Annotated in this window: 23 protein-coding genes and 1 riboswitch; of the genes, 11 read left to right on the forward strand and 12 right to left on the reverse strand. The window is 71.8% G+C overall.

Features of this window, described 5'->3' with window-relative positions:
• Positions 1 to 126: 126 nt before the first annotated feature.
• Positions 127 to 1344: a fumarylacetoacetase gene (gene fahA, locus K7G59_RS18000; RefSeq protein ID WP_225835407.1), complete on the reverse strand. Its 1218-nt coding sequence runs from the start codon at positions 1342 to 1344 to the stop codon at positions 127 to 129.
• A 352-nt stretch (positions 1345 to 1696) separates the two neighbouring features.
• On the opposite strand from fahA, the gene K7G59_RS18005 reads away from it, so the two are divergent.
• A complete protein-coding gene (locus K7G59_RS18005) occupies positions 1697 to 2509 on the forward strand; it encodes an HAD family hydrolase (protein WP_225835408.1) in 813 nt (270 codons plus the stop codon).
• 18 nt (positions 2510 to 2527) lie between these two features.
• On the opposite strand, the gene K7G59_RS18010 is transcribed toward K7G59_RS18005, so the two are convergent.
• Together K7G59_RS18010 and K7G59_RS18015 are read right to left on the reverse strand one after the other, a co-directional pair.
• Complete coding sequence (locus tag K7G59_RS18010) at positions 2528 to 3025, reverse strand: transglycosylase SLT domain-containing protein (RefSeq protein ID WP_225835409.1); 498 nt, start codon at positions 3023 to 3025, stop codon at positions 2528 to 2530.
• A 4-nt stretch (positions 3026 to 3029) separates the two neighbouring features.
• Positions 3030 to 3211, reverse strand: a riboswitch (cyclic di-AMP (ydaO/yuaA leader).
• Positions 3212 to 3491: 280 nt separating this feature from the next.
• Entirely contained in the window at positions 3492 to 5558 is a 2067-nt protein-coding gene (locus K7G59_RS18015) for a CocE/NonD family hydrolase (protein ID WP_225835410.1), read from the reverse strand.
• Between the two features lie 241 nt (positions 5559 to 5799).
• Between K7G59_RS18015 and K7G59_RS18020 the strand changes: the two genes are divergently transcribed.
• The 4 genes from K7G59_RS18020 to K7G59_RS18035 all read left to right on the forward strand — a co-directional run bounded on the left by K7G59_RS18020 (position 5800) and on the right by K7G59_RS18035 (position 10293).
• Positions 5800 to 6810, forward strand: a complete 1011-nt coding sequence (locus K7G59_RS18020) for a polyprenyl synthetase family protein (protein ID WP_225835411.1) — start codon at positions 5800 to 5802, stop codon at positions 6808 to 6810.
• Positions 6811 to 7135: 325 nt separating this feature from the next.
• Positions 7136 to 8338 (forward strand): DUF2092 domain-containing protein, encoded by a 1203-nt coding sequence (locus tag K7G59_RS18025; RefSeq protein WP_225835413.1) that lies wholly within the window; start codon positions 7136 to 7138, stop codon positions 8336 to 8338.
• Between the two features lie 88 nt (positions 8339 to 8426).
• Entirely contained in the window at positions 8427 to 9401 is a 975-nt protein-coding gene (locus K7G59_RS18030; RefSeq protein WP_225835415.1) for an ABC transporter ATP-binding protein, read from the forward strand.
• On the forward strand, positions 9388 to 10293 hold the full coding sequence (locus K7G59_RS18035; protein WP_225835419.1) for an ABC transporter permease: 906 nt from the start codon (positions 9388 to 9390) through the stop codon (positions 10291 to 10293). Before K7G59_RS18030 ends, K7G59_RS18035 begins: the two co-directional genes overlap by 14 nt.
• Here the strand turns inward: K7G59_RS18035 and K7G59_RS18040 are convergent.
• Entirely contained in the window at positions 10290 to 10889 is a 600-nt protein-coding gene (locus tag K7G59_RS18040; RefSeq protein WP_225835421.1) for a flavodoxin family protein, read from the reverse strand. The two genes, K7G59_RS18035 and K7G59_RS18040, sit on opposite strands and share 4 nt — an antisense overlap.
• Positions 10890 to 11122: 233 nt before the next feature.
• Between K7G59_RS18040 and K7G59_RS18045 the strand changes: the two genes are divergently transcribed.
• A complete protein-coding gene (locus tag K7G59_RS18045) occupies positions 11123 to 12199 on the forward strand; it encodes a hypothetical protein (RefSeq protein WP_225835423.1) in 1077 nt (358 codons plus the stop codon).
• 26 nt (positions 12200 to 12225) lie between these two features.
• Here the strand turns inward: K7G59_RS18045 and K7G59_RS18050 are convergent, their stop codons facing one another.
• The 3 genes from K7G59_RS18050 to K7G59_RS18060 form a co-directional block, all read right to left on the reverse strand.
• Entirely contained in the window at positions 12226 to 12699 is a 474-nt protein-coding gene (locus K7G59_RS18050) for a VOC family protein (RefSeq protein ID WP_225835425.1), read from the reverse strand.
• Between the two features lie 39 nt (positions 12700 to 12738).
• On the reverse strand, positions 12739 to 13692 hold the full coding sequence (rarD, locus tag K7G59_RS18055; protein WP_225835427.1) for an EamA family transporter RarD: 954 nt from the start codon (positions 13690 to 13692) through the stop codon (positions 12739 to 12741).
• 137 nt (positions 13693 to 13829) lie between these two features.
• Positions 13830 to 14684, reverse strand: a complete 855-nt coding sequence (locus tag K7G59_RS18060) for an NAD(P)H-binding protein (RefSeq protein ID WP_225835428.1) — start codon at positions 14682 to 14684, stop codon at positions 13830 to 13832.
• A gap of 89 nt (positions 14685 to 14773) precedes the next feature.
• Between K7G59_RS18060 and K7G59_RS18065 the strand changes: the two genes are divergently transcribed.
• Positions 14774 to 15202 carry a helix-turn-helix domain-containing protein gene (locus K7G59_RS18065; protein ID WP_225835430.1) on the forward strand — a complete coding sequence of 143 codons (429 nt, stop codon included), beginning with the start codon at positions 14774 to 14776 and terminating at the stop codon, positions 15200 to 15202.
• Between the two features lie 42 nt (positions 15203 to 15244).
• Here the strand turns inward: K7G59_RS18065 and K7G59_RS18070 are convergent, their stop codons facing one another.
• From K7G59_RS18070 to K7G59_RS18090, 5 genes are all read right to left on the reverse strand, one after another.
• Positions 15245 to 16306, reverse strand: a complete 1062-nt coding sequence (locus tag K7G59_RS18070) for a 2-oxoacid:ferredoxin oxidoreductase subunit beta (RefSeq protein WP_225835432.1) — start codon at positions 16304 to 16306, stop codon at positions 15245 to 15247.
• Positions 16299 to 18227 carry a 2-oxoacid:acceptor oxidoreductase subunit alpha gene (locus K7G59_RS18075; RefSeq protein ID WP_225835433.1) on the reverse strand — a complete coding sequence of 643 codons (1929 nt, stop codon included), beginning with the start codon at positions 18225 to 18227 and terminating at the stop codon, positions 16299 to 16301. The genes K7G59_RS18070 and K7G59_RS18075 overlap by 8 nt, the downstream gene beginning before the upstream one ends.
• Before the next feature lie 165 nt (positions 18228 to 18392).
• Positions 18393 to 19052, reverse strand: a complete 660-nt coding sequence (locus K7G59_RS18080; protein ID WP_225835557.1) for a response regulator transcription factor — start codon at positions 19050 to 19052, stop codon at positions 18393 to 18395.
• Between the two features lie 183 nt (positions 19053 to 19235).
• On the reverse strand, positions 19236 to 20606 hold the full coding sequence (locus tag K7G59_RS18085; RefSeq protein WP_225835434.1) for a sensor histidine kinase: 1371 nt from the start codon (positions 20604 to 20606) through the stop codon (positions 19236 to 19238).
• Positions 20607 to 20766: 160 nt separating this feature from the next.
• On the reverse strand, positions 20767 to 21951 hold the full coding sequence (locus K7G59_RS18090; RefSeq protein WP_225835435.1) for a sensor histidine kinase: 1185 nt from the start codon (positions 21949 to 21951) through the stop codon (positions 20767 to 20769).
• 266 nt (positions 21952 to 22217) lie between these two features.
• Between K7G59_RS18090 and K7G59_RS18095 the strand changes: the two genes are divergently transcribed.
• Genes K7G59_RS18095 through K7G59_RS18110 form a run of 4 tightly spaced genes read left to right on the forward strand, consistent with a single transcriptional unit; the run spans position 22218 to position 25547 of the window.
• Entirely contained in the window at positions 22218 to 22634 is a 417-nt protein-coding gene (locus K7G59_RS18095; protein WP_225835436.1) for an NADH-quinone oxidoreductase subunit A, read from the forward strand.
• Positions 22625 to 23239: an NADH-quinone oxidoreductase subunit B gene (locus K7G59_RS18100; RefSeq protein WP_225835437.1), complete on the forward strand. Its 615-nt coding sequence runs from the start codon at positions 22625 to 22627 to the stop codon at positions 23237 to 23239. The genes K7G59_RS18095 and K7G59_RS18100 overlap by 10 nt, the downstream gene beginning before the upstream one ends.
• Positions 23236 to 24582 carry an NADH-quinone oxidoreductase subunit C gene (locus K7G59_RS18105; RefSeq protein WP_225835438.1) on the forward strand — a complete coding sequence of 449 codons (1347 nt, stop codon included), beginning with the start codon at positions 23236 to 23238 and terminating at the stop codon, positions 24580 to 24582. The genes K7G59_RS18100 and K7G59_RS18105 overlap by 4 nt, the downstream gene beginning before the upstream one ends.
• Positions 24579 to 25547 carry a complex I subunit 1 family protein gene (locus K7G59_RS18110; RefSeq protein WP_225835439.1) on the forward strand — a complete coding sequence of 323 codons (969 nt, stop codon included), beginning with the start codon at positions 24579 to 24581 and terminating at the stop codon, positions 25545 to 25547. The genes K7G59_RS18105 and K7G59_RS18110 overlap by 4 nt, the downstream gene beginning before the upstream one ends.

A 25547-nucleotide genomic window follows, 5' to 3' on the forward strand; every position in this document is an offset into this window, starting at 1 on the left:
GTATGACGGTGAGGGCGGCAGGAGTCAGGTGCCGAGGACGATTCGGCCGCCTTTCTTCGCGTGTGTCTGGTCCGGACCGCTGGTCACGTCGGGGCCGTCCGGTCCGGACCACTGGTCACAGGGAGCTCACCCCGACACGATCCGCCCGGTGACCTCGCCCAGACCCACCCGGGTCCCGTCCGCCCCCGGCGCCCACGCCGACAGCGTCACCACGTCACCGTCCTCCAGGAACGTCCGCTTGCCGTCGGGGAGTTCGAGCGCGTCACGGCCGTTCCAGGTCAGCTCCAGCAGGGAGCCGCGCTGGCGCTCCTCCGGGCCGCTCACCGTGCCCGAGCCGTACAGGTCGCCGGTGCGCAGCGAGGCCCCGTTCACCGTCATGTGGGCGAGCTGCTGGGCGGCGGTCCAGTACATGGTGGAGAAGGGCGGCTCGGAGACCACATGGCCGTTGATCGCCACCGAGATCCGCAGGTCGTAGCCGCCCGGCGGGACGCCCTCGGCCGTGTCGTCCAGGTAGGGCAGCAGCGGGTGCGTGCGCTCCGGCGGCGCCACGCGCGCGTGCTCCAGCGCCTCCAGCGGGGTGACCCACGCGGACACCGAGGTGGCGAAGGACTTGCCGAGGAAGGGGCCGAGGGGCACGTACTCCCAGGCCTGGATGTCGCGTGCGGACCAGTCGTTCAGCAGGCACAGCCCGAAGACGTGCTCCGTGAAGTCGCCCAGCGCGACCGGGCTGCCCAGTTCGGACGGCGTGCCCACGACGAAGCCGACCTCGGCCTCGATGTCCAGCCGGATCGACGGGCCGAACACGGGGGCGGGGTCGGCGGGCCCCTTGCGCTGCCCGGACGGCCGTACGACGTCCGTGCCCGAGACGACGACCGTGCCGGAGCGGCCGTGGTATCCGATCGGGAGGTGCTTCCAGTTGGGGGTGAGGGAGTCCTCGGCGTCCGGGCGGAAGATCCGGCCGACGTTCCGCGCGTGGTTCTCCGAGGCGTAGAAGTCGACGTAGTCGGCCACCTCGAACGGCAGGTGGAGGGTGACCTCGGCCAGCGGGTGGAACAGCGGTTCGATCACCGCGTGGTGCTGGGGCTCCGTCACCCAGGCGGTCAGCGCGCGCCGCACCTCGGACCAGGCCGTGCGCCCGGCGGCCAGCAGGGCGTTGAGGGTGGGCTGTGCGAGCAGCGCCTGGTGCGGCGAGCCGAGGGCGGTGGCTGCGGCGCCCGCGTCGAGAACGTGGTCCCCGAGCCGGACGCCGACCCTCCGCTCCGTGCTGCCGGCGGGTGAGAACACGCCATAGGGAAGGTTGTGCGGACCGAAGGGGTCACCCTCGGGGACGTCGAAGGGGGGCATGGGGTACTGCCTCACTCTCATCCGGCGCCATGCGCGACGCTGCGTTCCATGTGGTCGCGCCACACGTTACGGCCGAGGTGGGTGTCTTGGGCAGAGCCCGAAGCTGGATACGGTCCATAAGGGGACACATGGGAGGACCCCCGTGGCGGGCACACGGGAGGAAGCGCGGCCGTGAGCGTCGTCAGTGTGCCCTTCGAGACCGACCGTGGAGCGCCCGCACCGATCGCCGATCGCCGTCGGCGGACGCCGTCGGGCAAGTGAAGGACCTCGAACCCGACTTGGGGACGTCAGCACACAAGTGCACAGGGTGAGAGGGGGAGTCGGCGGGCAGCGATGTCCGTATTCTCTGATCATGGCCGCCTCCCCCGCATATTCACTGATCGCCACCGACCTGGACGGAACGCTGCTGCGTGGCGACGACACCGTCTCCGACCGGTCGCGCGCCGCGCTCGCGCGGGTGGCGCGGGCCGGCGCCCGGCACCTGGTGGTGACGGGCCGCCCGGCCCCCCGGGTGCGGCCTCTGCTGGACGACCTCGGCTGCACGGGGCTCGCGGTGTGCGGGCAGGGCGCGCAGGTCTACGACGCCGGAGCCGACCGCATGGTGTGGTCGGTACGGCTCGACCGGGAGCTGGCCGAGACCGCGCTCGGCAAGATCGAGGCGGAGGTCGGGCAGGTGTACGCGGCCGTCGACCAGGACGGCGTGGACGGCCTCACGCTCATCGAGCCCGGGTACCGGATGCCCCATCCGACCCTGCCCGCTCAGCGGGTCGCCCACCGCGAGGACCTGTGGGCGGAGCCCATCAGCAAGGTGCTGCTGCGCCATCCCGACCTGTCCGACGACGAGCTGGCGGCGATCGCGCGCTCGGCCGTGGGCTCCCTGGCGACGGTCACCATGTCGGGGCCGGGCACGGTGGAGCTCCAGCCGGAGGGGGTGACCAAGGCGACCGGGCTCGCGCTCGCCGCCGACCTGCTCGGGATCGGCGCCGGACAGGCCCTCGCCTTCGGGGACATGCCCAACGACATCCCGATGTTCGCCTGGGTCGGACACGGCGTCGCCATGGCCAACGCGCACTCCGAACTCAAGGCGGTCGCCGACGAGATCACCAAGTCGAACGAGGACGACGGCATCGCCGTCGTCCTCGAAAGACTGTTCCCGTTCGAGTGAACGTGACGGGGGTGTACGTCAGTACGCGCTGAAGACGTTGTCGATCGAGCCGTAGCGCGCGGCGGCGTAGTTGCAGGCGGCGGTGATGTTCGCGACCGGGTCGTAGGGGTCGAACGAGGTGCCGGCCACGTGGTAGGCGGCGAAGGTCGGGTCGATGACCTGGAGGAGGCCCTTGGACGGGGTGCCCTTGCGGGCGTTGGAGTCCCAGAGGTTGATCGCGCGGGGGTTGCCCGAGGACTCGCGCATGATGTTGCGGTAGATGCCGTGGTAGGTACCCGGGATGTGCTTCTGGGCCATGATCGCGAGCGACTCGCGGATCCAGCCGTCGAGGTTGTTCGGGTAGCCGGCGAGCGTGGTGGCGGGCGTCTTGGTCGTGCCGGAGGCGGCGGGGGCGGCGGAGGCGCTCGTCGCGCCGATGAGCGGGAGCGCGAGTACGGCGGCGCTGGTGCCCGCGGCGACGAGGGCACGGAGGAGACGGTTGTTCCGGGCAGGGCGGTGCTGGGCGGCAGCAGACATGGGGAAGTCCTCTCCGGCGCCTACGAGGTGAGCTGTCGGGTTCGGGCTGGGGAGGCGCCCGGCCGGGCCGCCGAGGCGGCACCGACTTCACCCCTAGCCGTTCCGGTGCGACATGCGTCGACCGGTCCGGCGACTTACCTGGGTCCCCCGCTCCTGCCGTACGAATGAGTTCGTCGATGGGTCACGCGGGCGGCGGCAGGATTCGGCGTCCGCCCGACGGCCCGGAACGTATGCGAGAGCACATGTCCGGAACAAGTACTGGATGCACGGAACGATCCGTTTGACCTTGATCTGTTCCGAATGGGGTACTTGATCCTTTGCGGTCGCCAACGCTCAACTCGCCCATGCGGCAAGGCAGGGAAGGAGCGGGGGCGGCCCGTCCCGGCGATCGGCGCCGATGGGTGTGCGTGAGCCAACTCACGAAAGAGCAAATTATGCCAAATCAGACATGGGGGATTCGGGGGATTTAGGAGTTCCAGCCTTTTCGGGGGATTCGCTCCTCCCAGGTTTGGTGGAAGACCACCTCGCGCTCCTCCGCGTGGACGACCTCGCACACCACCTCGTCGCAGCTCGAGAAGTGGTCCGCGTCACAGGTGACTTCGGAGCGGGTGCGGACCCAGGCGTCCCAGGCCTGCTCCGGGCGGTGCAGCCGGATCGACCACCGGGCCAGGGCGCGGGCCGACAGCGGGTCCTGTTCGGTGACGGCGTACGACTCCAGGACCTCCTCGGTGACCTCCAGCCCGTCCGGGAAGACGCGCGTGCCGCCGTAGCGCGGGCCCGTCTCCAGGCGCCACTCGCCCGCGGCCACGTCCCGCACCACCGTCCGCCCGGAGTGCGGCTCGTCCAGCATCGCCGGGTGGTTGACGCCCAGCGGCTCCGCCTGCTCCGGCTCGGCGAAGGCGATCCACCCGTCCGGCGTCGGGGAGCGCACCGGGAGCTCGAGCGTGCTGTCGGCCGGGTCGAGCACGAAGCCGGACATCGACTCCGGCTCCGGCCACAGCCATGGCCAGTACGCGGAGGACACCGCGAGCCGGATGTGGTGACCGGCCGGAAAGGCGTGCCCGACGGCGTCCAGTTCGACGGTCACCTCCTCGGTCGTGCCGGGGGCCCAGGGCACCGCCTTGTCCCGGCCGTGACGGGCCGTCAGGCTCAGGGCGCCCCGGGTGACCAGGGTCGAGGTCCCGTCGGGGGCCACGTCGCACAGCCGCGCGACCACTTGTCCGCGCGGCACCGGCGAGGTCAGCCGCAGTCGCGCCCGGGGCCGGCCCAGCAGCCAGGTCTCCTCGGCCACCCGGAACTCGAAACAGGCCGACCTGCCGTCCTCCTCCCGCTGGTCGGGCGGCATACCGGCGTCGTCGAGGGAAGGGGTGAGGCTGCCGGCGTCGATGCCGGTGTGCATCGGGGACCGGACGAGGAGGGGGGTGCCCTGGAGGACGTAGGTGAGGGGTGTCACATGGGGGGAGGGCCAGGCGGGCTCGCCGGTCCAGCGGCCGGACAGCGCGGTGGGGACCGCGGCGGGCGGGTGGGCATCGGCGATGTGCGCCCGCAGCAGGGGCTCGCCCATGATCGCTGTGTCCCGGCCCCTGAGCCAGTGGTCCCACCAGCGCAGGGTCTCCTGGAGGAAGCCGATCGCCGGGCCGGGCGGCAGGTCCTGGTCCGGGTACTGCCGTGACCAGGGCCCGATCAGGCCGCGCACCCGGTCGGCCGGGAGCGCCTCGACCAGCCGCAGAACGGTGTCCCGCCCGGGCTCGTACCAGCCGCCGACGGCGAACACCGCGGCCTGGCCGGCCCCGGGGCGCACAGGCCGGCCGCTGCGTTCGTCGGTCTCCGCGGGCGCTTCGCCCGGGGCGTCGTCGGCGGGCCGGTGGGTGGCGGCCTGCCAGGCCAGGGCCGGTGGCCGCAGGCTCGCCAGACGGGCCGTCCACAGGTCCCGCCAGGAATCGCCGGCGTACCGCGGATCGGGTGGGCGGCAGGCGAGGGCGAGCGGGGCGGCCGACCGGGCGTGCAGGGCCGGCGCGGAGACGGAACCCCCGATGCGGTGCCGGTCGTCGCCGTAGCGGTCGCCGTGGGCGTCCTCCACCGCGCACACCGCGACGACCGCCTTGAGCGGTTGCGGCGCCAGAGCCGCCACCCGGAGGCAGACGGAGCCACCCCGGCCGATGCCGAACATGCCCACGTTCCCGTCGCACCAGGAACGCGCGGCCAGCCAACCCACGACCTCCGCCCCGTCCGCCGCCACGGCCGCCGCACCGGTCTCGGTGCCGGCCGCGGCGGGCACCCCCTCGCTGTTGCCGTGCCCGCGCGCGTCGACCCGCACGGAGGCGTATCCGTGGCCCGCGTACCAGGGGTGGCGCTGGGCGTCGCGGGCGGCCGTCGCGTCGGTCAGCCGGTCGCAGGCGTACTCCAACAGCGCGGGCACCGGCGCGTCCGTCAGGGGCCGCCATACGCGCGCGTACAGTCGCGTACCGTCCGCCAGCGGGATGCGGACGTCCTCGTGTGCGTGGTCGTAGGGGTAGGACGTACGGATGCGCATGAGTACTCCGCTCACCCCTCGGTTCGCGACACGGCGTGCGCGTTCCTGTTAAGTCAATAAATGTTCGGTCTTGTCGGCTTATCAAAAACATACCGGCCGCCATTCGAGGCCGCCTGGTCTCGAGCGGTGGGCGCTATCGGTGATCGAACCCAGACCGGATACGCTGACTTGAGTGATACCGGCGACCTATCGACAAACCGTGTAATCGCCAACAGAGACACCAGCAGACAGGAGACCCCTCGTGACCGTCGTCGGGCCGTTCGGGCTGAGCGTGCGGGACCAGGCTCTCGAAGCCGATGTCCAGGCCGGATTGGCGGCTGTCGAGGAAGGCCTGCTCGAAGCCACCAAGAGCGAGGTCCCGTTCATCACGGAGGCCGCGCAGCACCTCGTGCGGGCCGGCGGCAAGCGGTTCCGGCCGCTGCTCGTGATGCTCGCCGCGCGGTTCGGTGACCCGTACGCGCCGAGTGTGGTGCCGTCCGCCGTCGTCGTGGAGCTGACGCACCTCGCCACGCTCTACCACGACGACGTCATGGACGAGGCCTCCGTGCGGCGCGGCGTGGACAGCGTCAACACGCGCTGGGGCAACTCCGTCGCGGTCCTCACCGGCGACTTCCTCTTCGCCCGCGCCTCCCAGATCCTCGCCGACCTCGGCCCCGAGGCGGTCCGGGTGCAGGCCCTCGCCTTCGAACGGCTGGTCACCGGTCAGATCCTGGAGACCGCGGGTCCCTCGGACGGCCGTAACCCGGTCGAGCACTATCTGGACGTGCTCAGCGGCAAGACGGGCGCGCTGGTGGCGGTCTCGTGCCGGTTCGGCGCGATGATGTCCGGCGCCGACGAGACGGTCGTCGACGTCCTCACCCAGTACGGCGAGCGGCTCGGTGTCGCCTTCCAGCTCGCGGACGACGTCCTGGACATCGCCTCCGACTCGCACGAGTCCGGCAAGACCCCCGGCACCGACCTGCGCGAGGGCATCCCGACCATGCCCGTGCTCCGGCTGCGCGAGCGGGCGGCGAAGCTGGGGCTGCCCGAGGACATCGCGCTGTGCGAGCTGCTGGACTCCGGCCTCGGCGACGACGCCCGGCACGCCCAGGCGCTCGCCGCGCTGCGCGCGCACCCCGCGCTGGAGCAGGCCCGCCGCGACGCCGTCCGCTACGCGGAGGAGGCGCGGGCCGCACTGGTCCCGCTGCCGGAGTGCGACGCCAAGGCGGCGCTCATGGAACTGTGCGACGCGGTGGTGTTCCGGGCCGGCTGAGGCCGCCCGTACGCGTCCGCCCGGCACGGGCCTGCCCGTACGCGTCCGCCCGGCACGGGCCTGCCCGTACGCGTCCGCACGGGGTGCCGAGGCGGTGACCGCCATGCGGCCCCCTACTACCCCTACGGGTCGGGGGAGTTGCCGCCCTGATGTGTCATACCGCAGGCGTACCCGGAGTTGGCTCCGAGGTCTGACGCTTCCTCACGGCCGATTTGGTCAGATGGAAACCACGGAAATCACCACTCCTCACCGATTCGGGTGAGAATGGCGGCTCAGGTGGACCAGCGTGAGGACAGCCGCCGCCGACGACGGAGGTAAGGCACACATGGCACCGTACGAATCCGACGACGCAACGGACGCCGCGCAGGACAGGGATCTGCGCTCCGGGCCCCGCAAGGCCGCCCGGTACGTCGTCCCGGTCGCGGTGGTGGGGGTGGCGGCGGCCACGATCGGGCTTGTCCCGGCGCTCGCCGACTCCGGTGACCCCGACCTGCCGAAGATCACCGCACAGCAGCTCATCGAGAAGGTCGCCAAGTCGGACGCGCAGCAGCTGTCCGGCACGGTGAAGATCAGCACCGACCTCGGCCTGCCGAACCTCGGCGGCCTGGAGAACAGCCTGATGTCCGGGGCGGCCCGGGGCGGCCACGGCGACAGCTCGCCCGCGGACCCGAAGTCCAGGCTCACCGAGCTGGTCACCGGCGCGCACACCCTGCGCGTGGCCGTCGACGGCCCCGACCGGCAGAAGCTGTCTCTGATGGAGAAGGGCGCCGAGTACAGCCTCATCCACAACGGCAAGGACGTGTGGGGCTACGACAGCCAGAGCAACGAGGTCTACCACGGCACCTCGGCCGGCTCCGGCAAGGAGCACCGGGCCGAGCCCCCGGCCACGCCCAAGGACTTCGCCGACCAGGCGCTGAAGTCGGTGGACGACACCACGTCCGTCACCGTCGACGGCACCGCCCGGGTCGCCGGCCGCGACGCCTACAAGCTGCTGATCAGGCCCAGGCAGTCCGGCAGCACGGTCGGCGCGGTCAGCATCGCCGTGGACGCGAGGACGGGCCAGCCGCTGAAGTTCACGCTGACCCCGGCGAGCGGCGGCGCCGCCGTCGTCGACGTCGGCTTCACCCAGGTGTCCTTCGCCGAGCCGGCCGCCCGCACCTTCGACTTCACCCCGCCCAAGGGCACGAAGGTCACCGAGCAGAAGAAGCAGCCGGAGGCGCGGCACCACGCGCCGGGCTCCGGAGAGGACTTCGCCAAGGGCATGGAGGGGTACGAGGTCCTCGGCAAGGGCTGGACGTCCATCGCCGCCTTCGACACCGGCGCCAAGGGCGGCCTGCCGGGCGGTTCCCGGGGCGGTGTGTTCGGCGGCTTCCTCGGCTCGTTCGGCGACAAGGTCTCCGGGAAGTTCGGCAAGGGCACGGTCTTCTCCACGCGCCTGGTCAACGCCCTGATCACGGACGACGGCAAGGTGTACGCCGGTACGGTCACCAAGGGCGCGCTGGTGAAGGCGGCGAACGACGCGAAATGACGGGGCAATGACGGGGCAATGACGGGGAATTGACCCCGAGGGGGCCCGCCGCGCGGGTCCCCTGGAGTACGACGAGACGAGGGAGCCGATGGACGAACCGTCCGCCACGCAACGGGGCCCGGGGGAGGCGGGGGAGAGCGTCATCGCCACGCGCGGCCTCACCAAGCGCTACGGCGGTGGGCAGCTCGCCGTCGACGGCCTCGACCTGACCGTCCCGGCGGGCAGCGTCTTCGGCTTCCTCGGCCCGAACGGCTCCGGCAAGACCACCACCATCCGCATGCTGATGGGTCTGATCGAGCCGACTTCGGGCACCGCACACGTGCTGGGCCGGCCCATGCCGCGCGCGGCACGCACGGTCCTCCCGCAGGTCGGCGCGCTCATCGAGGGTCCCGCCCTCTACGGCTTCCTCTCCGGCCGGGACAACCTGCTGCGCTACGACGCCGCCGACCCGACCGCCGACCCGCGCACCCGGCGCGCCCGTGTCGCCGCCGCGCTGGACCGGGTCGGCCTCGGCGCCGCCGCCGCCAAGAAGGCGAAAGCGTACTCGCTCGGCATGAAACAGCGCCTGGGCCTGGCCGCCGCGCTGCTCCAGCCGCGCAGACTGCTCGTGCTGGACGAGCCGACCAACGGCCTCGACCCGCAGGGCATGCGTGAAATCCGCGCTCTGGTACGGGAGTTGGCCGCCGACGGTACGACCGTCTTCCTGTCCTCCCATCTCCTGGACGAGATCGAGCAGGTGTGCACGCACGCGGCGGTCATGGCGCAGGGGCGCCTGATCACCCAGGGCGCGGTGGCCGACCTGGCCGCCGGGGCACGCGGCCGGCTGGTGGTGACGACACCGGACACCGCCGAGGCGGCACGCGTGCTGAAGGAGCAGGGCATCGCGGACGTCGTCGCCGAGGACGACCGCGTGACCGCCGAGCCACCCGGACAGGATCCTGCCGAGGTGAACGCCGCGCTGGTCACCGCGGGCGTCCGTGTCCGGGGTTTCACCCTCGAACGGGCCTCGCTGGAGGACGCGTTCGTGGCGCTGACAGGGGAGGGTTTCGATGTCGCGGGCTGAGGCAGTGCAGGCGTCGGCCGCATCCGTACCCGGATCCGGGCCCGCCCGGCCGGGTCCGCTGTGGACGTTCGGGCTGCTGCGCAGTGAGCTGGTCACCACTGTCCGGCGCTGGCGCACCCTCGCGCTGCTCGGTGTGCTGGCCGCGGTGCCGGTGCTGGTGGGGATCTCGGTCAAGGTGGAGACACGGGGCGGCGGCACGGTGCACGGCGGGAACGGCGAGGGGCCGCCGTTCATCGCGCAGATCACCAACAACGGCCTGTTCCTGGTGTTCACTGCGCTCGCGGCGACGTTGCCGTTCTTCCTGCCGATGGCAGTCGGCGTGATCGCCGGTGACGCGATCGCGGGGGAGGCGGGCGCTGGCACCCTGCGCTATCTGCTGGTCGCCCCGGCCGGGCGCACCCGTCTGCTGCTCAGCAAGTACGCGACGGTCATGGCGTTCTGCCTGCTGGCGACCCTGGTCGTGGCGGGCTCGGCGCTGCTCGTCGGCGCGCTGCTGTTCCCGCTCGGCGAGCTGACGACCATCTCGGGCACGCGTATCAGCTTCACCGAGGGGCTGGGCCGCGCCCTGCTGATAGCCCTGGTGGTCGCCGCCTCACTCGTCGGCATCGCGGCCCTCGGACTGTTCGTGTCGACCCTGACCAACAGCGGCATCGCGGCGATGGCGACCACCGTCGGCCTGCTCATCACGGTGCAGATCCTCGACCAGATACCTCAGTTGCACGCGCTCCAGCCGTACTTCTTCTCGCACTACTGGCTGTCCTTCGCGGACCTGATGCGCGACCCCGTCTACTGGGACGACCTGGTGAAGAACCTGGGCCTGCAGGCACTGTACGCGGCCGTGTTCGGCTCGGCGGCCTGGGCGCGGTTCACCACGAAGGACATCAGCGCCTAGCCCGCGAGGGCGGCGGCCGTCTCGTACGGGAAACGCGCGAGGGGCGCCTCCTGGGCGAAGAACGTCTTCGCATGCACCAGCGCGCCGGTGTCCTTCAGGACGTCGCCGGGCGCGGTGCCGTTGCCCAGCAGGACGCCGCCGAAGTGCATGCCCATGTAGGCGGCGGAGTTGTTCAGGGTGCCGACGTAGGGATCGGCGACCGACGGCTCGGAGTCCGCCAGCGCGGCCACGCCCCAGAGGGTGCGCCCGGCCATGGTGGCCTTGAAGTCGACGCCGGGGGTGCGCAGCCAGCCCGACCAGTAGTCCAGATACCGCTTGGCGAGGCCGGACACCGAGTACCAGTACAGGGGCGAGACGATCACGATGTCCGTCGCCGCGAGCGTGGCGTCGAGCAGCAGAGCGCTCTCGGCGTCCGCGGACGGTCGTACGTGGCCGCTGTCGTGCCGCAGGTCCTGGAAGTCGGGCAGCGGGTGCTCGGAGAGCCGGATCCAGTGCTGTTCGACATCGCCGGGCAGCTGTTCAGCGGCCTTGCGGGCCAGCAGTTCGCTGTTGCCGTCGGCGCGGGCGCTGCCCAGGACGAAGAGAAAGCGGCTCATGGGTCCCCCAGACGAGTGGTGTTCGTGCCCCTGAAAAGACATGGAGAGTATATGCACATGCATGCAATCTCCGGTACCCGCCCCTCCCTCCGGCCCCCCGGGAGGGCGGGGCGGCTGGTGCGCCTGGTGCGAGGCTGTGACGTCGCGGTGACGCGGAGGCCGAAGGGAACGGACAGACTGGTCGGCAGGACGCGCACGACGGATCGCGGCGCCGGGGGAGTGAGGGAAAACCGATGTCTCGACTCAGCTTCGAGAAGAAGCGGGCGCAGCAGCCCGTGGCGCACGCGGCGACGGTGCACGTCCGGGTGTCCGGAACGGGCACCGCGTCGGTGGGCGGGACGGCCGTGCAGGCGGCACCGGGTGAGGACGTCCGGCAGGCCGTCCTGAACCATCTCCAGCGCCTGGCCATCAGCATCGGCGCCCCCGTAGTGGCCACGGTCCACGACGAGTCCGTCGGCTGCGTGGTCCCCCTGGAGGTCTCGACGGACGGCTCCAGCCGGGTGGCGGGGGAGCCGGCGCGGTTGGGACCGGGGACGCGTGCGGCCGTGCGTGCGGCCGTGCCGCCGAGGACGGTGCAGGTGCCGACGGGCCGGTTCGGCCCGGCGCCCGCCATGGGGTCCGCCGTGGAGACACCCAGCCCCGCCCCCTCGACCGCACCGGCACCCGCGATCGCCTCCGCACCCGCACCCGTACCGACGAAGTCCCCCGTCGCCGTGCCGGAAGCGGTCGCCCCGTTGCCCGACCCCGAGGCCGGTTTCGCCTCCGCTCACACCCGCGCCCGGGGGTTCGACGCCGTGGCCGAGGAAGTGCTGGGGGACGGACCCGTGACCGAGACCGCGGAGGGGGCCGAGCTGCTGACCGAACCGATGACCCGGATCAACGAGGCCGTGCGGACGGGCCGTATAGGGACGGCGGCGGAGCTGGCCGACCGGACGGTCGCCGAGGCCACCGGTGTGCTGGGCCCCCGCCATCCCGAGGTGCTGCACCTGCGGGAACTCACCGCCTACATCGCCTACCTGGCGGGCGAGCCGGTCCGTGCCTGCCGCCTCTCCCTTGACCTGGCCCGCCTGCGGCGCCGCGCGCAGGACTCCGATGCGGCGTACGGCAACGTGCAGAGCGCGGCGACTGCCTGGCGCGCGGTGCGCGATCCCGAGGAGGGGCTGCGCCTGGGCCGTGATCTGATCGACCTGTGGACGGACCTCATGGCGGAGCCGGGCCCCGCGGCAGACGACCCCCGCCCCCTGGAGTGCGCCCGCGCCCGCATGGTCCGCCTGACCGACCGCGCGGCCGGCGCCGCCGCCCAGGCGTAGGCGACCCGTACCGGTACCGGCGGCGGCTACTGCACGCAGAACTCGTTGCCCTCCGGGTCCGCCATCACCACCCATTCGCCCCCCGCTTCCCTGACGTCCCGCAGCACCCGGGCGCCCAGCGCCTCCAGGCGGGCCACCTCGTCCGCGCGGTGGCCCGCGCCGGAGTGCACGTCGATGTGGAGCCGGTTCTTGACCCCTTCCGCCCTCGCCTCCGGCACGCGCTGGAACAGCAGGCGCCGCCCGAGGCCGGTGCCGGTGTCCGGGTCGTAGGGGTCTTCGGGGTGCCGTACGGCGATCAGGTCACGGAATGCGAGGCCGCCGCGGTACTCGACGGCGGCCTCCTCGGGCAGTGCCCCGCAGGACAGCAGCCGTTCCACGAGTTCGCTGTTGTCCTCGGCCTCGTAGCGCAGCGCGGCGGCCCAGAAGTCGGCCTGTGCATGCGGGTCGCCGGCATCGACGACGAGCTTCCAGTGCAGTGGTGCGGGCGTGTGTGTCGACATGGTCGACGTATACCGCCCGGCACTGACAACAACGGCCCGTCAGGCTTCCACCGTGGCGGAGTCGGGGACCTCGACGCGGGGCGGCAGCACGACCGCCTCCCGTGGCCGCCTGGCGGAGCGCAGCGCCTCCGCGGTGAGCAGGACCAGCGCCAGCCAGACCAGTGCGAAACCGGCCCACCGCTCCGCCGGCATGGCCTCGTGGAAGTACACGACGCCGAGGAGGAACTGGAAGACCGGGGCCAGGTACTGGAGCAGGCCCAGCGTCGACAGCGGGACGCGGATCGCCGCCGCGCCGAAGCAGACCAGTGGCAGGGCGGTGACCACGCCGGTGGAGGCGAGCAGGGCGGAGTGTCCGGCGCTGCCGGTGGTGAAGGTGGAGTCGCCGTGCGCGGTGAGCCAGATCAGGAACACGAGCGCGGGCAGGAACTGCACCGCGGTCTCGGCGGCCAGCGACTCCACACCGCCGAGACCGATCTTCTTCTTCGCCAGGCCGTAGGCGGCGAAGGAGAAGGCGAGGGTGAGGGAGATCCACGGCGGACGGCCGTAGCCGACGGTCAGGACGACGACGGCTGCGGCGCCGACCGCCACCGCGGCCCACTGCACGGGCCGCAGCCGCTCCTTGAGGATCAGCACGCCCATCGCGATGGTCACCAGGGGGTTGATGAAGTAGCCGAGGGAGGACTCGACCACGTGGCCGGAGTTCACGGCCCAGATGTAGACGCCCCAGTTCACGGTGATGAGGGCTGCGGACAGCACCACGAGCCCCAGTCGCCGCGGCTGGCGCAGCAGCTGTCCGGCCCAGGCCCAGCGCCGTGCGAAGAGCAGGGCGACGGTGACGAAGCCGAGGGTCCACACCATGCGGTGGGCCAGGATCTCCACGGCTCCGGCGGGCTTGAGCAGGGGCCAGAACATGGGGACCAGCCCCCACATGCCGTACGCGGCGAAGCCGTTCAGCAGGCCTATCCGCTGTTCACTCTTGGACGTCCCGGCCACCGGACCCTCCCTCTGGGCTGGCGCACGCGTGCTCGGCGTACGCACGCGAGGACGAAGGTAGCGCCGAGCGGCCCCCGCTGTCATGTCCGTATCGCTATACGGTCATGACAGTCCCCGGGTGTCGTACAGGCGGTCGGTCAGCCCTTGAGCGCGGCGCTGATCGCCTCCGCGAGCGGCGTGGTCGGGCGGCCGGTCAGGCGGGCGAGATCGCCGGAGGAGACGACCAGTTCGCCCTTCGCGATGGACGCGTCCACGCCCGCCAGGATCGCGGCCACCGGGCCGGGCAGGCCGGCGCCGGCCAGGATGCCCTCGAGGGCCTCGACCGTGACCTCGTTGTAGCCGATCTCCTTTCCGGTCTGCCGGCTCAGCTCGGCCGCGTACTCGGCGAAGCTCCACGCCTCGTCGCCGCCCAGCTCGTAGGTCGCGTTCTCGTGCCCCTCGCCGGTCAGCACCGCGACAGCCGCCGCCGCGTAGTCCGCGCGGGAGGCCGAGGAGACCCGGCCCTGGCCGGCCGCGGCGACGACCGTGTCGTGCTCGAGCGCCGGGGCGAGGTGCTCGGTGTAGTTCTCGTGGTACCAGCCGTTGCGCAGCAGTACGTACGGCACGCCGGAGGCGAGCAGGGCCGCCTCGGTGGCCCGGTGGTCGTCGGCGAGCGCGGCCGTCAGGCTGCCCGGGGCGCTGGTGTACGCGAGCAGCGCCACGCCCGCGGCCCTGGCGGCGTCGATGACGACCGAGTGCTGCCCGGCCCGGCCCTTGCCGAGCTCGTTGCCGGAGATCAGCAGGACCTTGTCGCCGGCCGTGAACAGGCCCTCGAAGGTCTCGGGCGCGTTGTAGTCGGCCACGGCGAGCCGCACTCCGCGGGCGGCGAGGCCGGCGGCCCTGGCCTCGTCGCGCACGACGGCGGTGATCTGCTGTGCCGGGACCTTCTCCAGCAGTTGCTCGACGACGTGGCGGCCGAGATGTCCGGTGGCTCCGGTGACGACGATGCTCATGGTGTGCCATCTCCTTGGGTGGGATCTGCCACTAACCTAAGAGCGGCGCTTTCCTGTGGAAAGTACCTACTTTGAAGTAAGGTACTGGCATGACAGTAAGCAGCCAGGTGACGGCCGCCGCAGCGCCGGCCCCCCTTCCAGCCGAGGCCATGTGTCCGCACCGGCTCGTCCTGGAGCACCTCACGAGCCGCTGGGGCGTCCTGGTCCTCATCGAGCTGCTGGACCGCCCGTACCGGTTCAGCGAGCTGCGCCGGGCCGTCAGTGGCCGGGGCGGGCGGGGCGTCAGCGAGAAGATGCTCGCGCAGACCCTGCAGACCCTGGAGCGCGACGGGCTGGTGCACCGGGACGCCAAGCCGGTCATCCCGCCCCGCGTCGACTACTCCCTGACCCGCCTCGGCCGTGAGGGAGCGGAGCAGGTGCGCGCGCTGGCCCGGTGGACGCAGCACCGCATGGACGAGGTGGAGCAGGCCCGCCGCGCATACGACGAGGCCCGGGACCTTCCGTCCCGGGCCTCGTGATCAGCAGGTGCTGCGGTCACGGCCTTGCGGCCGAGCCGGGTGTCAGCCGACGACCGTCCAGGTGTCGCCGCCGGCCAGCAGCGCGGCCAGGTCGCCCTTGCCGCGCTGCTCGATCGCCGTGTCGAGCTGCTCGGCCATCTGGGTGTCGTAGACCGGCCGCTCGACGGAGCGGAACACACCGATCGGGGTGTGGTGCAGGGTGTCCGGGTCGGCCAGCCGGGACAGGGCGAAGGCCGTGGTGGGCGACGCGGCGTGCGCGTCGTGCACCAGGATGTCCGCCTCGTTCTCCGGCGTCACCGTCACCACCTGCAGATCACCGGTCTGCCGGTCGCGTACGACACCGCGCGCGCCGTCTGCACCGAACCGGATCGGCTGCCCGTGCTCCAGCCGGATCAGCGCCTCCTCGGCCTGCTGCCGGTCCTTGAGGGCGTCGAAGGCGCCGTCGTTGAAGATGTTGCAGTTCTGGTAGATCTCGATCAGCGCGGTGCCCGGGTGGTCGGCGGCGGCGCGCAGCACCTCGGTGAGGTGCTTGCGGTCGGAGTCGATGGTGCGGGCCACGAAGGAGGCCTCCGCGCCGATCGCCAGCGACACCGGGTTGAAGGGGGCGTCCAGGGAGCCCATCGGCGTGGACTTGGTGACCTTGCCGACCTCGGAGGTCGGGGAGTACTGGCCCTTGGTCAGCCCGTAGATGCGGTTGTTGAACAGCAGGATCTTCAGGTTGACGTTGCGGCGCAACGCGTGGATCAGGTGGTTGCCGCCGATGGACAGCGCGTCGCCGTCGCCGGTGACCACCCACACGCTCAGGTCGCGGCGGGAGGAGGCCAGGCCGGTGGCGATGGCGGGGGCGCGGCCGTGGATGGAGTGCATCCCGTACGTGTTCATGTAGTACGGGAAGCGGGAGGAGCAGCCGATCCCGGAGACGAAGACGATGTTCTCCCGGGCCAGTCCCAGTTCGGGCATGAAGCCCTGGACGGCCGCCAGGATCGCGTAGTCACCGCACCCGGGGCACCATCGCACCTCCTGGTCGGTCTTGAAGTCCTTCATGGACTGTTTGGCCTCGGCCTTGGGGACCAGCTGGAGCAGCCCGTTGGCGGCGTCAGTCATGGATGGCCTCCTTGAGCGCGGTGGCGAGCTGTTCCGCCTTGAACGGCATGCCGTTGACCTGGTTGTACGAGTCCGCGTCGACCAGGTACTTCGCCCGGATCAGGGTGGCGAGCTGGCCGAGGTTCATCTCGGGGATGACGACCTTGTCGTACTGCCCGAGCACACTGCCGAGGTTGGCCGGGAAGGGGTTGAGGTGGCGCAGGTGGGCCTGTGCGATCAGTTCTCCGGCCGCGCGCAGCCGCCGTACCGCCGCCGTGATGGGCCCGTAGGTGGAACCCCAGCCGAGCACCAGGGTCCGGGCGCCCTGCACGTCGTCGACCTCGAGGTCGGGCACGGTGATGCCGTCGATCTTGGCCTGCCGGGTGCGGACCATGAAGTCGTGGTTGGCCGGGTCGTAGGAGATGTTGCCGGTGCCGTCCTGCTTCTCGATGCCGCCGATGCGGTGCTCCAGGCCGGGGGTGCCCGGGATGGCCCAGGGGCGGGCCAGGGTCTGCGGGTCCCGCTTGTAGGGCCAGAAGACCTCGGTGCCGTCGTCCAGGGTGTGGTTCGGGCCGGAGGCGAACTGGACGCGCAGGTCCGGCAACTCGTCCAGATCCGGGATGCGCCACGGTTCGGAGCCGTTGGCCAGGTAGCCGTCGGAGAGCAGGAGCACCGGCGTCCGGTACGTCAGTGCGATCCGGGCCGCGTCCAGGGCCGCGTCGAAGCAGTCGGCGGGGGTCTTGGGAGCGACCACCGGGACCGGTGCCTCGCCGTTGCGGCCGAACATCGCCTGGAGCAGGTCGGCCTGCTCGGTCTTGGTGGGCAGACCCGTCGACGGCCCGCCGCGCTGGATGTCGACGACCAGCAGGGGCAGCTCCAGCGAGACCGCGAGGCCGATCGTCTCGCTCTTGAGCGCGAGGCCGGGGCCGCTCGTCGTGGTCACCGCGAGGGATCCGCCGAAGGCGGCACCCAGAGCGGCGCCGATGCCGGCGATCTCGTCCTCGGCCTGGAAGGTGCGCACGCCGAAGTTCTTGTGCTTGCTCAGCTCGTGCAGGATGTCCGAGGCCGGGGTGATCGGGTACGAGCCCAGGAACAGCGGCAGGTCCGCCTGCCGGGACGCGGTGACCAGGCCGTAGGCCAGGGCGAGGTTGCCGGAGATGTTCCGGTAGGTGCCCACCGGGAACGCCTGCGCGGCCGGGGCGACCTCGTAGGAGACGGCGAAGTCCTCCGTCGTCTCGCCGAAGTTCCAGCCCGCCCGGAACGCGGCGATGTTCGCCTCCGCGATGTGGGGCTTCTTGGCGAACTTCGACCTCAGGAACTTCTCGGTGCCCTCGGTGGGCCGGTGGTACATCCAGCTCAGCAGCCCGAGCGCGAACATGTTCTTGCTGCGCTCGGCCTCCTTGCGGGACAGGTCGAACTCCTTCAGCGCCTCCACCGTCAGCGTGGTCAGGGGCACCGGGTGGAGGTTGTAGCCGTCCAGGGAGCCGTCCTCCAGCGGGGAGGCCGCGTAGCCGACCTTCTGCAGGGCCCGCTTGGTGAACTCGTCCGTGTTGACGATGATCTCGGCGCCGCGCGGAAGGTCGCCGATGTTGGCTTTCAGCGCGGCGGGGTTCATCGCGACCAGCACGTTCGGAGCGTCGCCCGGGGTGAGGATGTCGTGGTCGGCGAAGTGGAGCTGGAACGAGGAGACGCCGGGCAGGGTGCCGGCGGGAGCACGGATCTCGGCCGGGAAGTTCGGGAGGGTGGAGAGGTCGTTCCCGAAGGTCGCGGTCTCCGAGGTGAACCGGTCGCCGGTGAGTTGCATGCCGTCACCCGAGTCTCCTGCGAACCGGATGATCACCCGGTCGAGGCGACGTACGTCCTTGGCTCCGCCCGGTTTGCGCTGCTCACCGACGACGGCTGCGTCGGCCTGTTCGGCTGGGCTGCTGACCTGGCTGGTCACTGAACTGGACCTCCTTCGAGGCGGCTGTCCGGGCGTGGTCGTCCCACGGACCATCCCAGGATCAACCCTACGTCGGTTAGGGTCGCCTTCCCGAGGCCATCCGCATGGTGGACGGCTTTCTGAGACGGCGTCGCGCGTCGGCCTGCTGTTGACAGAGTGTCAGCATCAGGACTTGAGATAGGTCAGAACGGCGAGAACACGCCGGTGATCCCCCTCACTCTGGGAAAGGCCGAGCTTCAGGAAGATGTTGCTGACGTGCTTCTCCACGGCCCCGTCGCTGACCACCAGCTGTCTGGCGACGGCCGAGTTCGTGCGGCCCTCCGCCATCAGGCCGAGGACCTCGCGCTCGCGTGGCGTGAGCCCGGCCAGCGCGTCCTGCTTGCGGCTCCGGCCGAGCAGCTGTGCGACGACCTCCGGGTCCAGTGCCGTACCGCCCCCGGCCACCCGCACCACCGCGTCGACGAACTCCCGCACCTCGGCGACCCGGTCCTTGAGCAGATAGCCCACGCCCCGGGTGGAACCGGCCAGCAGTTCGGTGGCGTAGCGCTCCTCCACGTACTGGGACAGCACCAGCACGCCGAGCTGCGGATAGGCCTTGCGCAGCCGTACGGCCGCCCGCACGCCCTCGTCGGTGTGGGTCGGCGGCATCCGCACGTCGGCGACCACCACGTCGGGCAGCGCGCCCTGGGCGTCGAGGTCGGCGATCGTCCTCAGCAGGGCCTCCGCGTCACCGACGCCCGCCACGACCTCGTGTCCCAGGTCGGTCAGCAGCCGGGTCAGGCCCTCCCGGAGCAGCACCGAGTCCTCGGCGATGACCACCCGCACCCTGTTCTCCACGATCTCCCGGTCCCCCACAAGCCGATCCTTCTCCCAGTTCCTTCCACGGCAACCGTCCTACGGGGCACCAGCATTCCAGGACCGGCATCGTGACACGCTCGAGCGGGAGATCAGGGGAGGGGCGAAAGTGGACGATCTGTACGGTTGTGGCCTGACGCGCGTCGGCCGTCGTCAGGCGCCGCAGCCGCGCCAGGGCAGTTCGGCGATCACCCGGGTGGGGCCGCCCGCCGGCGAGTCGACGACCAGAACGCCGTCCACCGCGTTCAGACGCCCGGCGAGTCCGGCCAGACCCGAGCCCGTGGACGCGTCCGCACCGCCCACGCCGTCGTCGGCCACCTGGAGCATCAGCCGGTCCTCCACGCGCCACACGTCCACCGTGGCGGACCGGGCGCGGCTGTGCTTGGTGACGTTCTGGAGCAGCTCGGAGACCGTGAAGTAGGCGATGCCCTCGATGGCCGGGGCCGGCCGGGCCGGCAGGTCCACCTCGACCCGCACCGGGACGGCGCAGCGGGAGGCGACGGCGGACAGTGCCGCGTCCAGGCCGCGGTCGGTCAGGACGGCAGGATGGATGCCGCGGGCGAGGTCACGCAGCTCCTGGAGCGCCGTCTTCACCTCGCCGTGCGCCTCCTCCACCATCCGCGCCGCCTCGCCCGGGTCCTCCCTGAGCTTCTCCTTGGCCAGCCCCAGGTCCATCGCGAGGCTGACCAGCCTGGCCTGGGCGCCGTCGTGCAGGTCGCGCTCGATGCGCCGCAGGTCGGCGGCGGCCGTGTCGACCACGACCCCCCGGTCCGACTCCAGCTCGACCACCCGCTCCGACAGCCGTGACGGCCCGAGCAGCCCGCGCACCAGGAGCCTGTCCACCGTCGTCAGCGCCCGCACGATCCACGGCGTGGCCAGCGTGAACAGCAGTCCGACCAGCGCGGTCACGCTGATCTCGAACGGGTTGTCGAGATAGATCTGGTGGTGTGCGTCGTCGTAGACCTGCAGACCGCCCTGGCCCGCGTACATCGGAAGCACCCAGAACCACAGCGGGTAGGTCAGCAGCGACCAGCCGCAGGTCCAGAAGGTCACCGCGACGGGGAACGAGAACACCGCCCACGGGAACTGAACCAGCGCGTACAACATGTTCCGCCAGGACGTGCCGCTCTTGAGGACCGCGCCGATCCACGCCGGCACGCCCGGCGCCCGCATCCGCAGCGGCTCCGGCTCCGCCACGTCCAGGCGCAGCAGCCCGCGCGCCCGCGCCCGTTCCAGCGCGCCGAAGCCCCGGCAGCCGGCGAGCGCCGCCGCGAGCACCGGGATGCCGAGGAAGGTCACGAGCAGGCCCGCTCCGAGCGACACCATCGTCACCGTCCAGGTGAACAGCACGATCGCGACCGGCAGACTCAGCAGCACGTAGCCGAACTCACGCCAGGCGCGCGCCTGGAACGGGGCGCGCAGGGCGGGGGACAGGAGGGGGCGCGGTTCGTCGTCGTGGCCGTACGCCTCGCGGCCGTACCCGTCGTGGCCGTGGCCGTACCCCTGCCCGTGCTCCGTGGTCATCGGTGTCGTCCCGCTCTCCTCGTCCGACCGGCGGGAAGACCTGCCGGTGCCGCTGTACCTCCGTCTCCAGCCTGCTGCGCGGCGGGTCCGCGGACCATGGAGGCCGTCGGCCTCCTGGACCGGGGGTTTTCCCCACCCCCGGTGCCCGCCGGCCGGCAGCCTAGGGTTCCGTCCGGTCCCGCCACGGCAGTTCCGCCGTGACCACGGTCGGGCCGCCGGACGGCGAGTCGACGACGAACAGGCCGTCGACCGCGCCCAGCCGTTCCGCCAGTCCCCGCATCCCGGTGCCGCCGTCCAGCCGTGCGCCGCCGCGGCCGTCGTCGCGGACCTCGATGAACAGCCGGTCGTCCGTGCGCCACACGTCGACGGAGGCGGACCGCGCCCCGCTGTGCTTGCTGATGTTCTGCAGCAGCTCGGAGACCGTGAAGTAGGCGATGCCCTCGATGGCCGGGGCCGGCCGGGCCGGCAGGTCCACCTCGACCCGCACCGGGACGGCGCAGCGGGAGGCGACGGCGGACAGTGCCGCGTCCAGGCCGCGGTCGGTCAGGACGGCAGGATGGATGCCGCGGGCGAGGTCACGCAGCTCCTGGAGCGCCAGCTTCACCTCGCCGTGCGCCTCATCCACCATCACCGCGGCCGCGTCGGGGTCCTCCAGCAGCTTCTCCTTGGCCAGGCCGAGCCCCATCGCCAGGCTGACCAGCCTGGCCTGGGCGCCGTCGTGCAGGTCGCGCTCGATGCGCCGCAGGTCGGCGGCGGCCGTGTCGACCACGACCCCCCGGTCCGACTCCAGTTCGGCGATCCGGCGTTCCAGCTCGTCCGACGGCGACAGCAAGCCGCGCACCATCGCCCGGTCCACGTTCGCCAGGCCCCGCGCGATGAACGGCAACACCGGCCACAGCACGAACAGCGAGGTCAGCACCGTGCAGAAGGTGAGGACGCCCCAGGGCAGCCGGATGAAGTCGTACAGCAGGGTCCGCCAGCCCACCGGATCCTTCAGCGCCATCCACAGCCGCTGCAGCGGGCTCCCGCGCCCGGCGCCCCGCAGCGGACTGGGCTCCTCCACCCGCACACCGAGCAGTGCCCGGGCCCGCAGCCGCTCCAGCTTCCCCAGCTGCCGGGCGCCCAGCAGGCACAGCGCGAGCAGCGGCAGCCCGACCACCGTGAGCGTGAGCAGCGCGCTGGTGAACAGGGTCGTGCACACGTAGACGAAGCCGAACAGCGCTGACGGCAGGTTCAGCAGGAGATGCACGATCTCCTTCCAGGTGTGCGCGTCGTAGGCGAACCGGGCCGCAGGCGGACGGTCGGTGCCGTCGGCCCGGTCGGTGGCGGGCGTGGGAGCGGTCATGGCGGCCAGCCTGCCCTGCCCGCCACCGCCTGCGCCATGTGGTGCGCCGCCCTCCGGATCCGGGGGAAAACCCCACCAGCGGGCGGCCGTCACCGTCACCGTCGACGCCACCAGGGGCCACGGGCCGAGTCTCACGGCGCGACGGGCTGCTTACCGTCTCTTTATCAGGGCCTAGACTCCCGTGCGTACGGATCCTTGAAATTGCGTGGGATCACGGAGTTCACCAAGGTCACAAGGGCACAAGGTCGGAGAGCGAGGGACGGACGGTGCGGGAGACGTTGGGGGGCACGACGCTCGCCGCGGCGGACGTCGCGGCCGGATACTTCCGGTCCTACTCGGCCGTGGGGCTGCTCGCCGTCGTCGGCGTGCTCTTCGTCGCGGTCGCCTTCGGGGCAGGACGCCTGCTGCGCCCGGTGGTGCCCACCCCTGAGAAACTCCTGACCTACGAGTGCGGCGTCGACCCGGTGGGCGAGGGCTGGGCGCACACCCAGGTCCGCTACTACGTCTACGCCTTCCTGTACGTGATCTTCGCGGTCGACTCGATCTTCCTCTTCCCTTGGGCGACGATCTTCGCCGCTCCCGGATACGGCGCGACGACCCTCGTGGAGATGTTCGTTTTCCTGGGCTTCCTCGCCGTAGGCCTGCTGTACGCATACAAGAAGGGCGTCCTGACATGGACGTGAACCCGTCTGCCCCGGAGCCCGTGCTGCTTCCCCGGCCACAGCGGCTGGGCGCCCTCGCGCGCCTGGCTCCCGAGCCGATGAAGGTGGTCCTGAACTGGGGCCGCCGGTACTCGCTGTGGGTCTTCAACTTCGGCCTCGCCTGCTGCGCGATCGAGTTCATCGCCGCGTCGATGGCCCGCCACGACTTCATCCGCCTCGGCGTCATCCCCTTCGCGCCGGGCCCGCGCCAGGCCGACCTGATGGTCGTCTCTGGCACGGTGACGGACAAGATGGCCCCGGCCGTGAAGCGCCTGTACGAGCAGATGCCCGAGCCGAAGTACGTCATCTCCTTCGGCGCCTGCTCCAACTGCGGCGGCCCCTACTGGGACTCGTACTCCGTCACCAAGGGCGTCGACCAGATCATCCCGGTCGACGTCTACGTCCCCGGCTGCCCGCCGCGCCCCGAGGCGCTGCTCCAGGGCATCCTCAAGCTCCAGGAGAAGATCGCCCAGGAGTCCCTGGGCGAGCGCTACGGCAACGGTTCAGCCGCCCGGCCCTCCGCCGCCGCCCTGCAGAGCGGCCTGGTCCAGCCCCCGCCGCCGCCCGCCGAGGGGGGCGCCCGATGAGCACGGTCGGCTGGCTGCCCGCCCCCACCGAGGAACTCTTCGGCGCTCAGGCCACCGCCGAGGAGTCCTACGGCGTCCTGACGGTGGACGTCCCTCCGTCCTCCTGGATCACCGCCCTGGAGACGGCCCGTACGACCCTGTCGTGCAGCTACTTCGACTGGCTGAGCGCGGTCGACGAACCGGGCACGGGCTTTTGTGTCTCCGCCCATGTCGTCGCCCTGTACCCGGTCCGCCGTCTGCTCGTGCGCACGACCGTCCCGCACGACGCCCCGACGCTGCCCTCCGCCGTCGGCGTCTACGCCGGCGCGGCCTGGCACGAGCGCGAGACCCATGAAATGTTCGGCGTGGTGTTCGAGGGCCACCCGGGACTGGAGCACCTCCTCCTCCCGGAGACCTTCGAGGGCCACCCCCTGCGCAAGGACTTCGTCCTCGCCGCCCGCGTGGCCAAGGCCTGGCCCGGCGCCAAGGAACCCGGCGAATCGGAGCACGGCGGCCCGAAGCGCCGCCAGATGCTGCCCCCGGGCGTCCCCGACCCGAACGAATGGGGCCCGCTCAAGGGCCAACTCCCACCCGCCCCGGCCCGCCCGGCCCGCGCCGCGGGACGTGCGGCGGGGGAACGCCCGGCACGGGCGGCCGGCGAGCGCGCGGCTGCGGGGGAGCGTCCGGTACGACGCGCCCGCACGGCAGCGCAGGGCTCGGTGAGCCAGACGGCCGGGACCACGCCGGACACCACCCCTCCCGGCGACACTCCGGTGCCGGCCGCAGGCGCTCCACGCCGTTCCCGCAGCGCTTCGGAGGGCACGGCGAGCCGGCGCGAGGCCGAAACGGGCGAGGTCTCCGGCGCCCGGACGCCCGGCGCGCGCCGGTCGCGCAGCGCGAGCGAGGGTTCGGCCTCACAGCGAGCGGAGCCGGCCGCGGCCTCGGAGCCGGCGGCTGCGGCTCCCTCGGGGCCCCGGCGTGCCCGCAGCGCCTCGGAGGGCTCGGCCTCGCAACGCGCCGAGGCCCCGGTCACCCCTGAAACCGGGGTCACCCCTGAGACCCCTGCGCCGCCAAGGTCCGCCCGGCCGGCCCCGCGGGGTACCGCAGCCCGCAGCGCGGACGCCCCCTGGCACCACGCCCGCCCGGCTTTCGACGAGCCGGAACGGAAGGACGAGCCCGGACGGAAGGACGAGCCCGGACGGAAGGACGAGCCGGAGCGGAAAGCGCAGCAGCGCCCCGACGCCGCCGATGCGGACGCCGCTCCGCCGGAAGTCCCCGCTTCCGAGGCCGCGCCGGCATCTGAGGACCGGACACCCGAAACCGAGACCCCGACCCCCGACGAGCCCGCAGGAGGACCGCAGTGAACGACGCGCTGGACGTCGCCCTGCGACTTGTGGTCGTGTTCGTCGTCTTTCTCACCTTCCCCCTCATCGTGGGCCAGACCGAACACAAGGTGATGGCCCATATGCAGGGCCGTCTCGGCCCGATGTACGCCGGTGGGTTCCACGGCTGGGCCCAGTTGCTCGCCGACGGGGTGAAGTTCGCCCAGAAGGAGGACGTGGTCCCGGCGGGCGCCGACCGCCGCGTCTTCCAGCTGGCGCCCGCCGTGGCCCTGCTGCCGTACCTGCTGGTCCTGCTCGCCATCCCGATCGGGCCGAGCAAGGGCGCTGTCGGGCAGGCCCTGGACGCGGGTGTCTTCTTCGTCCTCGCCGTGATGGGCGTGGGCGTCCTCGGCTCGCTCATGGCCGGTTGGGCCAGCGCGAACAAGTTCTCCCTGCTCGGCGGCCTGCGCACGGCCGCCCAGCTGCTCGCCTACGAGCTTCCGATGCTGCTCGCCGCGGCCTCCGTCGCGATGGCGGCCGGCACGGTCTCCCTGCCCGGCATCCTCCAGGCCTTCCACTGGTGGTGGGTGCCCTGGCAGATCGTGGGCGCGGTGGTCTTCTTCGTCGCCGGCCTCGCCGAGCTGCAGCGCCCGCCCTTCGACATGCCGGTAGCCGACTCCGAGATCATCTTCGGCGCGTACACCGAGTACACCGGCCTGCGGTTCGCGCTGTTCCTGCTGGCCGAGTACGCCGGCATCGTCGTGCTGTGCGGCCTGACCACCGTCCTCTTCCTGGGCGGCTGGCACGGCCCGTGGGGCACCGACGGCCTGGGCTGGCTGTGGACCCTGCTGAAGGCCGCGATCCTCGCCTTCCTCGTCATCTGGCTCCGCGTGACCTATCCCCGCCTGCGCGAGGACCAGCTGCAGAAGCTCTCCTGGACGCTCCTCGTCCCCCTCTCCCTCGCTCAGATCGCCCTCACCGGCGTCGTCAAGGTGGTGATCTCGTAA

Source organism: Streptomyces sp. NK08204 (assembly GCF_020400585.1).
Taxonomy (GTDB): domain Bacteria; phylum Actinomycetota; class Actinomycetes; order Streptomycetales; family Streptomycetaceae; genus Streptomyces.

Bases quoted from the DNA above. Each gene is read 5' to 3' on its own strand.
- fahA (WP_225835407.1), bottom strand. From the start codon at position 1,344: ATGCCCCCCTTCGACGTCCCCGAGGGTGACCCCTTCGGTCCGCACAAC.
- K7G59_RS18005 (WP_225835408.1), top strand. From the start codon at position 1,697: ATGGCCGCCTCCCCCGCATATTCACTGATCGCCACCGACCTGGACGGA.
- K7G59_RS18010 (WP_225835409.1), bottom strand. From the start codon at position 3,025: ATGTCTGCTGCCGCCCAGCACCGCCCTGCCCGGAACAACCGTCTCCTC.
- K7G59_RS18015 (WP_225835410.1), bottom strand. From the start codon at position 5,558: ATGCGCATCCGTACGTCCTACCCCTACGACCACGCACACGAGGACGTC.
- K7G59_RS18025 (WP_225835413.1), top strand. From the start codon at position 7,136: ATGGCACCGTACGAATCCGACGACGCAACGGACGCCGCGCAGGACAGG.
- K7G59_RS18030 (WP_225835415.1), top strand. From the start codon at position 8,427: ATGGACGAACCGTCCGCCACGCAACGGGGCCCGGGGGAGGCGGGGGAG.
- K7G59_RS18035 (WP_225835419.1), top strand. From the start codon at position 9,388: ATGTCGCGGGCTGAGGCAGTGCAGGCGTCGGCCGCATCCGTACCCGGA.
- K7G59_RS18040 (WP_225835421.1), bottom strand. From the start codon at position 10,889: ATGAGCCGCTTTCTCTTCGTCCTGGGCAGCGCCCGCGCCGACGGCAAC.
- K7G59_RS18045 (WP_225835423.1), top strand. From the start codon at position 11,123: ATGTCTCGACTCAGCTTCGAGAAGAAGCGGGCGCAGCAGCCCGTGGCG.
- K7G59_RS18050 (WP_225835425.1), bottom strand. From the start codon at position 12,699: ATGTCGACACACACGCCCGCACCACTGCACTGGAAGCTCGTCGTCGAT.
- K7G59_RS18060 (WP_225835428.1), bottom strand. From the start codon at position 14,684: ATGAGCATCGTCGTCACCGGAGCCACCGGACATCTCGGCCGCCACGTC.
- K7G59_RS18065 (WP_225835430.1), top strand. From the start codon at position 14,774: ATGACAGTAAGCAGCCAGGTGACGGCCGCCGCAGCGCCGGCCCCCCTT.
- K7G59_RS18070 (WP_225835432.1), bottom strand. From the start codon at position 16,306: ATGACTGACGCCGCCAACGGGCTGCTCCAGCTGGTCCCCAAGGCCGAG.
- K7G59_RS18085 (WP_225835434.1), bottom strand. From the start codon at position 20,606: ATGACCACGGAGCACGGGCAGGGGTACGGCCACGGCCACGACGGGTAC.
- K7G59_RS18090 (WP_225835435.1), bottom strand. From the start codon at position 21,951: ATGACCGCTCCCACGCCCGCCACCGACCGGGCCGACGGCACCGACCGT.
- K7G59_RS18100 (WP_225835437.1), top strand. From the start codon at position 22,625: ATGGACGTGAACCCGTCTGCCCCGGAGCCCGTGCTGCTTCCCCGGCCA.
- K7G59_RS18105 (WP_225835438.1), top strand. From the start codon at position 23,236: ATGAGCACGGTCGGCTGGCTGCCCGCCCCCACCGAGGAACTCTTCGGC.